Origin of the sequence: Aeromonas jandaei (assembly GCF_037890695.1) — a bacterium.
Classification (GTDB): domain Bacteria; phylum Pseudomonadota; class Gammaproteobacteria; order Enterobacterales; family Aeromonadaceae; genus Aeromonas; species Aeromonas jandaei.
On sequence record NZ_CP149571.1, the window covers coordinates 2208179 to 2220199 of the forward strand.

The window sequence follows — 12021 nt, forward strand, 5'->3', positions numbered from 1 at the left end:
CGCAGGTTTCCCCGTGCGGCGCCCTCGCCGTCGGCTGCCGTGATCCCCGTCTCATCCCGGTATATCGAGGGCTGTGCCTTGGCGCCAAGTTGCGTAGGGTGGGACAAACAGGAGGGGCGGTGCTGGCTCGCCACGGTGCGAAGACCGTAACAGTAAGCCGGATGGATGAGGAGGGAGAGGGATGAAACTGCTGATTATCGGTGGCACCGGATTTTTGGGGCGCCACCTGACTGCGCTGGCGCTCGATTGGGGTCACGAGGTGACCCTGTTCAATCGCGGCCATCACCAGCATCCCGACTGGCGGGAGCTGGTACAGCTCACCGGTGATCGCAATGGCGATCTGGGTGCGCTGCAGGGAGAGGGGCTGCAGTGGGATCTGGTCATCGATACCTGCTGCTATCGGCCAGAGCATGCGGCGAGCCTGTCGGCGGCCCTGCTCGGGCGCTGCGAGCGGCTCATCTTTATCTCCACCATCAGCGTCTATCGCGACTTTGCTCAACCCGGAATGGATGAATCGGCGCCCCTGCATGTCATCGGTGGGGGAGAGCAGCCCGAGGAGTATGGCCCGCTCAAGGTGGTGTGCGAAGAGGTGTATCGCGCCCGCTGGGGGGATCGGCTCTGCATCCTGCGCCCGGGCGTATTGTGCGGCCCCCATGATCACACCGGCCGCATGGCCTGGTGGGTGAAGCGGGTGCAACAGGGTGGGCGCTGGCTGCTGCCGGGGGCGGGGCAGGATCGACTGCAATATCTGGATGTGCGCGACTGCGCCGAGTTTGTGCTGCGGGCTGCCGAGCAGCAGTTGGCGGGAGTTTTCAATCTGGTCAAACCGGGCATTGCGCTGGCCGATTGGGTCGAGCGGCTGGCGGCGAGAGTGGGAGTTGCCTCCCCCATAGAGGCTGATTGGGTGCCCTGGCCGGCACTGCTGGCGGCCGGTGTTGAGCCCTGGCTGAGCTATCCGACCCTGCTGCCCAATATGTTACCGGAGTATGCCGGTTATGGCCGGATCAGCGCCGAGGCGGCCATTGTGCATGGTCTCAACTTCCGGCCGCTGGAGGAGACGGCCGCTGATCTGGCTGAGTGGCTGGTACGAACGCCGGATGCAGCGGTGGCTGAAGGGATGACCGTTGAGCAAGAGACGCTGCTGCGCCAGCAGGTGCGATAGCGCATAGCGAATTGGCACGTTATGCCATACCTGAAAACAGGAGGGCATCGTAATGATGCCCTCTTGTTTCTATTTTTACCGGCATGGCATGCGGGTGCTAGCGGATGTCCGCACCTGCGGCCGCCAGCAACTCCCGCAAAATGGCGCGATGGCAGCGGGACTCCTGCTCGCAGTAGCAACCCACCGACAGGTTGGTGGTGTGGGAGAGGGCGGCCAGCAGTGCCAGATCATGCCTGGCGGCAGGTTGCGCCATCTCGGCCTTGTACTGTTTGCCAAACGCTGCCCACTGGGCCGGGGTCTCCGCGGCCTGCCCCAGCTTCATGGTTTCGCTGCTAGGGGCGAGGTTGGGGAACCAGACGTCATACCAGTTCTGGCTGGCAAACTCGGTCTTTGGTACGCCGCGGGGCGGGCGACGTACCGTGCCGATCCGCAGCCCCTCGTCGGGGAGACGGGGCGAGCCGAGACGCACGATGGCGAGCGCCATGAGTCGTTACTTCTCTTCAGCCACTTTCAGCGCCTGACCGTAGCAGATCACCTGCTTCAGGCAGCCGGGGGTATCGCTGAATTCGCTGCACTTGTCGAAGGTGACGCCGTTGCCGCCCATGTCGGCAGCGCGGCGGCGAGCCAGGGTGCGCGCTTCACCTGCGTTGGGCACCGGCTGCTTGGCATCGGCCTGGCACGATTCCCCCTCGACGGTGCCGAGGTAGAGGTAGTTGAGATCGGCCAGCTGAGCTTGCTCGTAAATCCGCACGCTACCGGGTTTGAAGTAGTCGTCGAAGTTCTCTTTATCCAGATTGCTGTTGAAGGCGTAGTTGGCACAGCCGGAGGCAATCAGGGGCATCATCAGGATCAGGCGTTTCATCATCTCGTATCTTGTGTCGGTGATGAGGACAGTAGAAAGGCGCAGGCGCTCCATGTCGGCATCTTGTTGAATAATGAGGGGCCATTATAGGGGCCAGTCGCCTGTGGCGGCCAGCCCCGTTTTGACCCCGAATGTCAGGGTGTGACCGCCATCAGGCAGATATCAGGCCGGTGCCAGCCGCTGATGCAGGCTGCGATAGTACTCATCTGCCAGCAACTCCTGATGGGGGGCGCAGAGGCGGATCTGCCCCTCTTCCATCAGGGCGATGCGATCCATCTGCTCCAGTCCCAGCAGACGGTGGGAGATGAGCAGCATGGAGCGGTCGGCCCCCAGGGTGAACAGCAGCGCCATGATCTCCCGCTCGGTCTGGCTGTCTAGCCCCTCGGTCGGCTCATCGAGCAGCCAGAGCGGCGCATCGTGCAGCAGGGCGCGGGCGATACCGATACGGCGGCGTTCACCACCGGAGAGCGGGCGGCCACCGTCGCCGAGCCAGGCATCCAGACCCGCCTCATCTTCCAGCAGGGTGGCAAGGCCAACCCGGGTCAGTACCTCAACCAGCTGCTCGTCAGTGGCGGTCGGTGCCGCCAGCTTGAGGTTGCCGCGCAGGGTATCGGCAAAGAGGTGTACCCGTTGGCTCACCACCGAGATGGAGGCGCGCAGCGCCCCTTCGCTGTAGTCGGTCAGCGGCTTGCCACCCAGCAGGATTTTGCCCGCCTGCGGGCTCCACTCGCGGGTCAGCAGGCCCATCAGGGTCGATTTGCCACAGCCGGTCTGGCCCAGCAGCGCCAGCTTCTCGCCAGCGTGCAGTTGCAGGGTGCAGCCGCGCAGCACCGGCTGCGGATTGCCGGGATAACCGAAGTAGAGGTCATTGATCTGCAGGGAACCCTGGCTGGCGTGAGCCTGCTCGCTGCCCCACTCGGGCGCCTTGGCCTCTTGCAGGATCTCGTTCAGGCGGCGTGCCGAGGTGAGGCTGGTGGAGAGGTGCTGGAAGGATCCCGCCAGCGGCATCAGCGCTTCGAAGCTCGCCAGCGTGGCAAATACCATCAGGGCGGTAACGGGATCGGGAGCCGCGCCCGCAACGCCGTGGCCTGCCATCCAGAGCATCAGGGTCAGGGTCCAGCCGCTCAGCAGTTGCACCGAGAAGTTGGCCAGCCCGCTCACTTTGGCCATGTGGGCCTGGGCGGCGAGCAGTGCCTGCTCGGCCTGTTGCAGTTCACCGAGAGCCTTGGGGACGGCGGCAAACATCTGCAACTCGGCCTGACCATCCAGATAGTCCACCATGCGGGTGCGCAGGCTGGCCTTTTCGGCGATCAGTGCCTGACCGGGGCGACGGCCGAGGAAGTAGAACACCAGCGGCAGGGCGATCATGCCAAACAGCAGAATGGCACCAAGGGTCAGGGCGAGACGGCTGTCGAACAGGGAGAGGAACAGCACCATGGCGCCCGTGCCCAGCAGTGCGGCACCGATGGGGGTGAGCAGGCGCAGGTAGACGTGGTCCATTGCGTCGATGTCGGCCACCAGCCGGTTGAGCAGATCCGCCTGACGAAAGCCTGCCAGCGTACCGGTGGAGAGTGGCGAGAGCTTTTGCCAGAACCAGACCCGCAGCCGGGTCAGTACCCGGAAGGTGGCATCGTGGCTTACTACTCGCTCACCCCAGCGACCGGCGGTGCGGATGATGGAGAAGAAGCGCACCCCGCCAGCCGGCGTCATGTAGTTGAAGCTGTCGCGACTGGCGACTGCCATCCCGGCAACGGCGGCGGCAGAGAGGAACCAGCCGGAGAGGGACAGCAGCCCCATCCCGGCAATCAGGGTGACCAGTGCCAGCAGCAGGCCGAGGGAGAGGCTGAGCCAATGCTGACGGTAGAGGCGCAGAAACGGCAAGAGATCAGTCATCGAGAGAGCCCTCGGAACGTTGGGAGAGCAGCCGGGCGAACGGCCCCTCTGCCTGACAAAGTTGCTGGAAGTTGCCCTGTTCCACCAGCTGACCGCGCTCCAGCACCAGGATCTGATCCATCTGGCCGAGCTGGTCGAGGCGGTGGGTGATCATCAGCAGGGTCTGGTTGGCCATCGCTTCTTCAAGGGTGGCCATGATGGCGCGCTCCGAGTGGCGATCCAGACTGGCCGTCGGCTCGTCCAGCACCATCAGCTGGGTTGACTTGAGCAGAGTACGCGCCAGTGCGAGGCGCTGGGCCTGACCGACCGAGAGGCCGCCAGCCTGATCGCCAACCGGATAGTCAAACCCCTTCTCCATGGCAAACTCCCATGCCTGCGCCCGTTTCAGGGCCTCCTCCAGCTCGGCATCGCTGGCTGTTGGCTTGGCCAGCAGCAGGTTGTCGCGAAGAGAGGCGTGGAACAGTTGCGGGTTTTGCGAGAGCCAGCCCAGTTGCAGGCGCCACTGACTCATATCGAGGGTGGCCAGCTCCTGACCATTTACCTTGAGCTCGCCGCGATAGGGGGCAAAGCCGAGCAGGGCATTGACCAGCGAGCTTTTGCCGGCACCACTGATGCCGACCAGGGCGGTGCGTGAACCGGCCTCAAGGGTGAAGTCGATGGGGCCGACCAGCACCTTGCCCTCGGCGCTCAGCACTTCCAGACCTTTGGCTTCCACCCTGATGGGGCTGTCGGCGTGAAAAGGGGTGTTGCCTGCGGCTGGCTCGCTCACCTCGGCTTCGAGGAATTCGAGCAGCTGTTCGGCAGCGCCGATGGCCTGTGCCTTGGCATGGTAGTGGGCACCCAGTTCCCGCAGCGGTGCGTAGAACTCGGGGGCAAGGAAGAGCACGAACAGGCCGGTAAAGAGAGTAACTTTGCTGCCATAGTGGCCAAAATCGAGGTGATCGATATAGGAGAAGCCGAAGTAAACGGCGACCAGCGCGACCGAGATGGCGGCGAAGAACTCCAGTACGGCGGTACTGAGGAACGCAAGGCGCAGCACTTCCATGGTGCGCTCGCGAAAATCTTCCGAGGCGTCGCGAATGGCGTCGCCTTCCGCCTGGGTGCGCATGAAGAGTTGCAGGGTTCGCAGCCCCTTCAGGCGATCGAGGAAGTGGCCTGAGAGACGGGCCAGCGCCTGAAAGTTGCGGCGGTTGGCATCGGCGGCGCCGACACCGACCAGGATCATGAAGATGGGGATAAGCGGTGCTGTGCCCAGCAGGATCAGGCCCGCCGCCCAGTTGACCGGGAATACGGCCACCAGAATGACCACCGGAATAAAGACCGCGATGGCCATCTGCGGCAGATAGCGGGAGAAGAAATCCTGCATGTTTTCAATCTGTTCCAGCAGCAGGCTGGCCCAGCTGCCAGCCGGGCGACGCTGGATATAGGCAGGGCCGAGACGGCTTAAGCGAGTGAGTACCAGCTGGCGGATGGTCTGGCGCACCGCGCTGCCGGCCTTGAAGCTGGCCACTTCGCGGCCGTAGGCGAGTGCCGCCTTGCCGAGGGTTACCAGCAGCAGGGTAATAAAGAGGGTGATGGATTGTTCCGGCTGTTTGCCCTCAATGATGAAGCCGTGGAGCAGGGTCGCCAGCAGCCAGGCTTGCGCCACCATCAGAATGCCCTGACCCAGGCCAAAAGCGATGGAAATCGTGATCCAGCGGCGACCGTGACTCGATTGCGTGCGCAACCAGCCATAGAGACGTTTTTGCGTTTTTTTATCCATTACCACCATCCTCGCGTCGAGTGGCGCAAGACTATCCTCGCCGTTTGGCCTTGGCAACCTTGTAAATTATCTGTGTTGAAAATGTTTGCTTGAAAAAGCAACCGACTGTTCAATCCTTGTCCGAACAGATTGATTTATTGAAAAAAGTGGCAAGGACGGCATTGCGCTCACCGGCAAAATGCATATAGTAGGAGCCCTGACGCGGGTGTAGTTCAATGGTAGAACGGTAGCTTCCCAAGCTGCATACGTGGGTTCGATTCCCATCACCCGCTCCAAATTTCAGATGCCAGGCGGGCATCGTATAATGGCTATTACCTCAGCCTTCCAAGCTGATGATGCGGGTTCGATTCCCGCTGCCCGCTCCAGCTTCAAAGCAAAAAGCCCACTCATGCGAGTGGGCTTTTTGTTTGTCCGCAATTTGCTTCTCTTTGCCACTCTTCATGGCGCACCGGGGTCCGGAAAAAGAAAAGGCGCCACGGGCGCCTCTTCGGATGGGTAAGCGGTGCGGAATTACTCCTGCTCCAGCTCGCCGCAGAAACGGTAACCTTCGCCGTGGATGGTGGCGATGATCTCCGGGGTATCGTTGACGCTTTCGAAGTGCTTGCGGATACGACGGATGGTCACATCGACGGTACGGTCGTGGGGCTTGAGCTCGCGGCCGGTCATCTTTTTCAGCAGCTCGGCACGGGTCTGGATCTGGCCCGGGTTTTCGCAGAAGTGCAGCATGGCACGGAACTCGGAGCGCGGCAGCTTGAACATGTCGCCAGTGGGGCTGACCAGTGCGCGGCTGTTGATATCCAGCGCCCAGCCGTTGAACAGGTAGCGCTCAACTAGCTTCTTCTCTTCGCCACCGGCAGCCACGTTCATGGTGCGGCTCAGCAGGTTGCGGGCACGGATGGTCAGTTCACGGGGGTTGAACGGCTTGGTGATGTAATCATCGGCGCCGATCTCCAGACCCAGGATCTTGTCTACTTCGTTGTCGCGACCGGTCAGGAACATCAGGGCGATGTTGTCGTTCTCGCGCAGCTCGCGGGCCAGCAACAGGCCGTTTTTACCCGGCAGGTTGATGTCCATGATCACCAGATTGATGGTGTGAGAGGTGAGGGCCTGATGCATCTCGTCGCCGTTGTTGGCCTCGAGTACGATGTAGCCTTCTGCCTCGAAAATGCTTTTCAGGGTATTACGAGTGACCAGTTCGTCTTCGACGATCAGAATGTGTGGTGTTTGCATGAGTATTCCCAGATTCTTATCAGTTAATTATCTTAAATTTAACACTTCTTGGCGTTTCAAGCCGATTTCCTGACTGATCCTGAAAATTAATTACGTCATCCTGGGTATGAAGGTCAGGTCGGCATAGTGTGAATTTGGCATCAGTATCGGCAAATATCCCTGTGCCACTTATAGGTTCCCGAGAAGACTACTCGAGCAAAGCCTGGAAAGGTCATCCATTACGAAGTTGCCGCATTTTATCAGTTAACAGGAGCATAACAACACCCTTTGCCGTCAGATAGCAACTTTTTAACTCTGTTTTGATATAGGTCAAACCGTGGCACAACAGCATCATACTTGGCCTTAACCGGGTTTTCGCCCCTATAAAATGTAATGGAATGTAACATGTGATTGACATGATTTTGTGGGAAAACTACAAGAAAATTTGCTTTTTAGCGCCATTTGGAATGCCTTCCTGGCCCGAATTTGCCATCGTTACAGCCTGGAATCCAGCCAGCCAATGGGTCGGAGAGCGTCGCAACCGGCGTCGCGAGCGGGCACTTTGGCGTCATCTGGAGTCCATGCCGGGCGTCAATATGGCTGGCCCTGTGTGGGGAGCGGCACCGGACGAAAGCTGGCGCGAGTCCTCGCTCGCCGTGGCGCTGCCCCTGCCAGAGGCTTGCGCACTGGCTGCCCGCTTTGGCCAGAACGCCATCTACTGGATCGAAAAGGGACAGCTCTGGCTGGTGCCGGTATTAAGCGATAAATCAGCAGTTTGTCTGGGAGATATCGCTGCTTTCTGGATTGTCAGAGCCGATTGTTGATGAAAGAATGAACATCTTCATGCATCTGAAAGGAATCAAATCATGCTGGATCTTCTGCCCGACCTCTGCGATCAGCACGGCGATATGCTGCAAGTGGCTGAACCCTGTTTTCACGATTTTGGTGGCAAGGCCATCTTCTATGGTCGCGCCGTGACCCTCTCCTGCTACGAGGACAACAGTCTGGTGCGGGAGCTGGTGAATCGTCCCGGCCAGGGCAAGGTGATGGTGATTGACGGGGGGGGGTCACTGCGCCGGGCTCTGCTTGGTGATCAACTGGCCATCAAGGCGGTGGAGCAGGGGTGGGAGGGGATCCTGATCCACGGTGCGGCGCGGGATGTGGGCACTCTGGCGACACTGGCGCTCGGGGTCAAGGCGCTGGCGGCCTGTCCGGTCAAGACCGAGAAGCGCGGGCAGGGCGAGCTTGGCGCCGTAGTGAACTTTGCCGGCGTGACCATTCATGAAGGGGATTACATCTACGCGGATCGCAACGGCGTGGTGGTGAGTGCCACGCCGCTGATCTGATTCAGAAGTTGAAACCCACCCCAAGACTCAGCGCCTGATCGGCTTTGAAGGTGCTGACGCCGTAATTGGCGGTAAGGGAGAGTCTGGGCGTCAGCAGCAGGCTGGAGTTGAGCTCCAGCAGGGTGCTGCCCTGATTGAGCTCCAGATGGCGGATCTGGCTGCCGACATTGAAGGCGGGGGAGAGCTGATAGCGAACCCCCGAGCTCATGTTGAAACCTGATTGGCGGTTCTGATCCGCCACCGCCGGTCCCGCTTCCATAAAGAGGCTGACATCATCCATCAGCGGATATTGATAGCCGCTGTTGACCAGCCAGAGATCAAAACTGTCGCTGTGATGGCTCTGACTGTTGAGCAGCACCCCGGAGTAACTTTTCACATAGAGTGCGGGGTCGGCTGGCTGCTTGAAGAGATCCCAGTCGGCAGCCTGAGCGGCCACGCTGGTGCAGGATGCGAGCAGTGTGATGAGAAGCGCCTTGGTCATTCTTTTCCCCTCCCTGGGTCCGGAACTGAGCTTAAGCATGGCACATGCCAGAGCGGAGTTAAGTGAACTCCGATCACAATAAATCGCTTTGGCTGAGGCGCTGAGCATGTTAAACAGGCTGCCGTATTGATGAGTCCAATCATTAAGAGGTGAATCCATGAACAAGAAACTGACTCTGCTGGCCGCGCTGGCACTGGGAGGCTGCGCCATGGCGACCGGTTCTACCATGACTCAACTGCAGGCATCCGGCTGGCAACTGCAAGGTGCCACCGGCGATACCTTTACCCTGCAAGTTGTCGACGGCAAGGTGGCGGGCAAAGGCGGCTGCAACCGCTATTTTGGCGGTATCACCAAGCAGGGTGACGGTGTCTTGACGCTGGGGGCCATGGGCTCCACTCGCATGATGTGCATCGGCGACGCCATGAACAAAGAGACCGAGTTTCTGCAAAAGCTGGAGAAGGTGGCAACCTACTCCATCAACGGCAACCAGCTCACTCTGAGTGATGCCCACAAGGCGGCCCTGCTCACCTTCAACGCCGTTCCCGTGACCAAGTAAGAGTCTGTTGCAGACCCTTGGCTGGCGCCCTCCCTGCCGGAGGGCGTCTCTGTTTCATCCGACGCAATCCCCTCCCTGCTTCTTCTCCCGGTTCTTTTGCTATTCCCTCGCATCATGGCGAAATGAGAGTCTGCAAATTGATCATTTCAATAATTCTTGTATAGTTGAAATGAAAGGGCATCCAACGAGAGGCAACTATGAACAAAGAGATGGCTACCAAGGTCTTTGAATCGCTGGCATCCGGCATCCGGCTCGATGTATGGCGGCTGCTGGTGAAGGCCGGGCTGGAGGGGCGGGTCGCCGGTGAACTGGCCAGCGAGCTCGATATTGCCCCCAATACCCTGTCGTTTCACCTCAAGGCGATGCTCAACACCGGTCTGCTGTCGGTGGAGCAGGAGGGGCGCTTTCTGCGCTACCGCGCCAATATTCCCCTGATGCTGGATGTGATCGCCTACCTCACCGAGGAGTGCTGTGCCGGTCATCCCGAGGCGTGCGGCGTGATGCGTGCCGAGTCAGCTTGCTCCCCCCATGTTCTGCCTGCACAGCCCTGCTGCAACAAGGAGTAATGCCATGTCCTCCATTCAGATTTTTGATCCCGCCCTCTGCTGCTCCAGCGGTGTCTGCGGTACCGAGGTTGATCAGGCACTGGTCACCTTCGCTGCCGACCTAGCCTGGGCCAAGGCGCAGGGGGTGGCCATCGAGCGTTTCAATCTGGCCCAGCAGCCGATGCAGTTTGCCGAGACACCTGCCGTCAGCGCTTTTCTGACCCACGCCGGGGAGGAGGGGTTGCCGCTGGTGCTGGTGGAGGGGCAGGTTGTGTTGACCGGCCGTTACCCGAGCCGCAGCGAGCTGGCCCGTTATGCCGGGCTGCCTGCGCCGCAAGCGGCCATCAAGGGGATCGTCAAGGGCGGCTGCTGCTCTGGCAGCGGTTGCTGCTAAGGCGCGACGCACCATTCGGGAGAGGCTATGTACCATTTTCTGACCAATCCACCGCCGTTTCTCTTTTTCACCGGCAAGGGCGGGGTGGGCAAGACCTCGCTGGCCTGCGCCAGTGCGGTGGCCCTCTGTGATGCCGGCAAGCGGGTGCTGCTGGTGAGCACTGACCCCGCCTCCAACGTGGGGCAGGTGTTTGCCACCGAGATCGGTAATCGCGTTACCACCATCGCCGCAGTGCCCGGTTTGTCGGCGCTGGAGATAGATCCCCCCGCGGCGGCCAAAGCTTATCGGGAGCGGATAGTCGGGCCGGTGCGCGGCAAGTTGCCCGAGAGCGTGGTGCGCAGCATCGAGGAGCAGCTCTCCGGCGCCTGCACCACCGAGATCGCCGCCTTTGACGAATTCACCGCCCTGCTGACCGACCCGGCGCTGCTGGCCGAGTATGACCATATCGTCTTTGATACGGCCCCTACCGGCCACACCATCCGGCTGCTGCAACTACCGGGGGCCTGGAGCGAATTTCTGGAGCAGGGCAAGGGGGATGCCTCCTGCCTCGGCCCGCTGGCGGGGCTGGAGAAACAGCGCAGCCAGTATGCCGAGGCGGTCGCCGCGCTGGCTGATGCTGCCCGTACCCGTCTGGTGCTGGTGGCGCGGGCCCAGCACTCCACCCTGAGGGAAGTGGCTCGCACCCACGAGGAGCTGGCCGCCATCGGTTTGTTGAATCAGCAACAGGTGATCAATGGCCTCTTCCCCGAAGGCGCCATTGCCGGAGATCCGTTGGCAATGGCGCTCTGGCAGCGTGAACAACGGGCTCTCGCCCAAATGCCGCAGGGGATAAAGGGGCTGGCGCAGGCTCATATCCCGCTGCTGGCCACCAATCTGGTGGGGCTCGACAGTTTGCGTCTGTTGCTGCAATCAGAGGGAACAACCGCTCAATTCTCGACCGCACAGTCCACGGTCAAGCAAGCCCAGCCCGAGTTGAGTGCGCTGGTGGACGAGCTGGCCGCCGACGGTCACGGCCTCATCATGCTGATGGGCAAGGGCGGGGTAGGCAAAACCACCTTGGCGGCTGCCGTGGCGGTGGCGCTGGCCAGCCGCGGCCTGCCGGTGCACCTCACCACCTCGGATCCCGCCGCGCACCTGAGCGAGACCCTGGCAGGTAGCTTGCCCCATCTGGAGGTGAGCCGCATCGACCCCCACGCCGAGACCGAGCGTTACCGCGCTCAGGTGCTGGCCATCAAGGGAGCTGCGCTGGACGAGCAGGGGCGGGCACTGCTGGAGGAGGACTTGCGCTCCCCCTGTACCGAGGAGATCGCCGTGTTTCAGGCTTTTTCCCGCATCATTCGCGAGGCGGGCAAGCGCTTCGTGGTGATGGATACAGCCCCCACCGGCCACACCCTGCTGCTGCTCGACGCCACCGGCGCTTACCACAGGGAGATCGCTCGCCAGATGGGAAACAAGGGGCTGCACTTCACCACCCCCATGATGCAGTTGCAGGATCCCAAACAGACCAAGGTGTTGATTGTGACGCTGCCCGAGCCGACGCCAGTGCAGGAGGCAACCAATCTGCAATCCGATCTGCGCCGCGCGGGCATCGAGCCCTGGGGCTGGCTTATCAACCACAGCTTGCAGCAAGCTTCGGTCAGCTCGCCGCTGCTGCAACTGCGGGCCGAGCGCCAGTTGCCCTATATCGAGGCGGTCGAGCAGCAACACGCCAGCCGCTACGCCGTGGTGCCGCTGCTTGCCGAGGAGCCGGTGGGGCCCGATGCCCTGCGCCGTCTCTGCCAACACCATTGAGTCGCCGCCCCAGCTCGTGC

At 61.3% G+C, this 12021-nt stretch carries 13 protein-coding genes and 2 tRNA genes; 9 read left to right on the forward strand and 6 right to left on the reverse strand.

The window, feature by feature from the left end; genetic code table 11:
- The first annotated feature begins 181 nt into the window (after positions 1-181).
- Entirely contained in the window at positions 182-1162 is a 981-nt protein-coding gene (locus WE862_RS10665) for an NAD-dependent epimerase/dehydratase family protein (RefSeq protein ID WP_042030559.1), read from the forward strand.
- 97 nt (positions 1163-1259) lie between these two features.
- Here the strand turns inward: WE862_RS10665 and WE862_RS10670 are convergent, their stop codons facing one another.
- From WE862_RS10670 to cydD, 4 genes are all read right to left on the reverse strand, one after another.
- Positions 1260-1646, reverse strand: coding sequence for a DUF488 domain-containing protein (locus tag WE862_RS10670; RefSeq protein ID WP_042030557.1), 387 nt, complete (start codon positions 1644-1646; stop codon positions 1260-1262).
- Positions 1647-1652: 6 nt separating this feature from the next.
- A complete protein-coding gene (gene rcsF / locus WE862_RS10675; RefSeq protein ID WP_033113362.1) occupies positions 1653-2024 on the reverse strand; it encodes an Rcs stress response system protein RcsF in 372 nt (123 codons plus the stop codon).
- Positions 2025-2186: 162 nt separating this feature from the next.
- Entirely contained in the window at positions 2187-3917 is a 1731-nt protein-coding gene (cydC, locus tag WE862_RS10680) for a heme ABC transporter ATP-binding protein/permease CydC (protein ID WP_042030555.1), read from the reverse strand.
- Positions 3910-5679, reverse strand: a complete 1770-nt coding sequence (cydD, locus tag WE862_RS10685; protein ID WP_042030553.1) for a heme ABC transporter permease/ATP-binding protein CydD — start codon at positions 5677-5679, stop codon at positions 3910-3912. Before cydD ends, cydC begins: the two co-directional genes overlap by 8 nt.
- 201 nt (positions 5680-5880) lie before the next feature.
- On the opposite strand from cydD, the gene WE862_RS10690 reads away from it, so the two are divergent.
- Together WE862_RS10690 and WE862_RS10695 are read left to right on the forward strand one after the other, a co-directional pair.
- Positions 5881-5954, forward strand: a tRNA-Gly gene (locus WE862_RS10690).
- A gap of 15 nt (positions 5955-5969) precedes the next feature.
- Positions 5970-6044, forward strand: a tRNA-Gly gene (locus WE862_RS10695).
- Between the two features lie 145 nt (positions 6045-6189).
- Here the strand turns inward: WE862_RS10695 and arcA are convergent.
- Positions 6190-6909, reverse strand: coding sequence for a two-component system response regulator ArcA (gene arcA, locus WE862_RS10700; RefSeq protein WP_005338193.1), 720 nt, complete (start codon positions 6907-6909; stop codon positions 6190-6192).
- A 395-nt stretch (positions 6910-7304) separates the two neighbouring features.
- Between arcA and WE862_RS10705 the strand changes: the two genes are divergently transcribed.
- Both WE862_RS10705 and WE862_RS10710 read left to right on the forward strand, forming a co-directional pair.
- The gene (locus WE862_RS10705) at positions 7305-7712 is read left to right on the forward strand and encodes a DUF3293 domain-containing protein (RefSeq protein WP_082035435.1); all 408 of its coding nucleotides are present in this window, start codon (positions 7305-7307) and stop codon (positions 7710-7712) included.
- Between the two features lie 42 nt (positions 7713-7754).
- On the forward strand, positions 7755-8234 hold the full coding sequence (locus WE862_RS10710; RefSeq protein WP_041208276.1) for a putative 4-hydroxy-4-methyl-2-oxoglutarate aldolase: 480 nt from the start codon (positions 7755-7757) through the stop codon (positions 8232-8234).
- Between the two features lies 1 nt (position 8235).
- On the opposite strand, the gene WE862_RS10715 is transcribed toward WE862_RS10710, so the two are convergent.
- Entirely contained in the window at positions 8236-8715 is a 480-nt protein-coding gene (locus WE862_RS10715; protein ID WP_042030551.1) for a hypothetical protein, read from the reverse strand.
- A gap of 157 nt (positions 8716-8872) precedes the next feature.
- Here WE862_RS10715 and WE862_RS10720 point away from each other — a divergent pair, with 157 nt between their 5' ends.
- The 4 genes from WE862_RS10720 to arsA all read left to right on the forward strand — a co-directional run bounded on the left by WE862_RS10720 (position 8873) and on the right by arsA (position 12001).
- Positions 8873-9271, forward strand: coding sequence for an META domain-containing protein (locus tag WE862_RS10720; RefSeq protein WP_042030550.1), 399 nt, complete (start codon positions 8873-8875; stop codon positions 9269-9271).
- A 197-nt stretch (positions 9272-9468) separates the two neighbouring features.
- Positions 9469-9837: an ArsR/SmtB family transcription factor gene (locus WE862_RS10725; protein ID WP_005338181.1), complete on the forward strand. Its 369-nt coding sequence runs from the start codon at positions 9469-9471 to the stop codon at positions 9835-9837.
- Positions 9838-9841: 4 nt separating this feature from the next.
- Positions 9842-10210, forward strand: a complete 369-nt coding sequence (gene arsD, locus WE862_RS10730; protein ID WP_041208280.1) for an arsenite efflux transporter metallochaperone ArsD — start codon at positions 9842-9844, stop codon at positions 10208-10210.
- Positions 10211-10237: 27 nt separating this feature from the next.
- Positions 10238-12001: an arsenical pump-driving ATPase gene (arsA, locus tag WE862_RS10735; protein WP_042030549.1), complete on the forward strand. Its 1764-nt coding sequence runs from the start codon at positions 10238-10240 to the stop codon at positions 11999-12001.
- Positions 12002-12021: the final 20 nt, after the last annotated feature.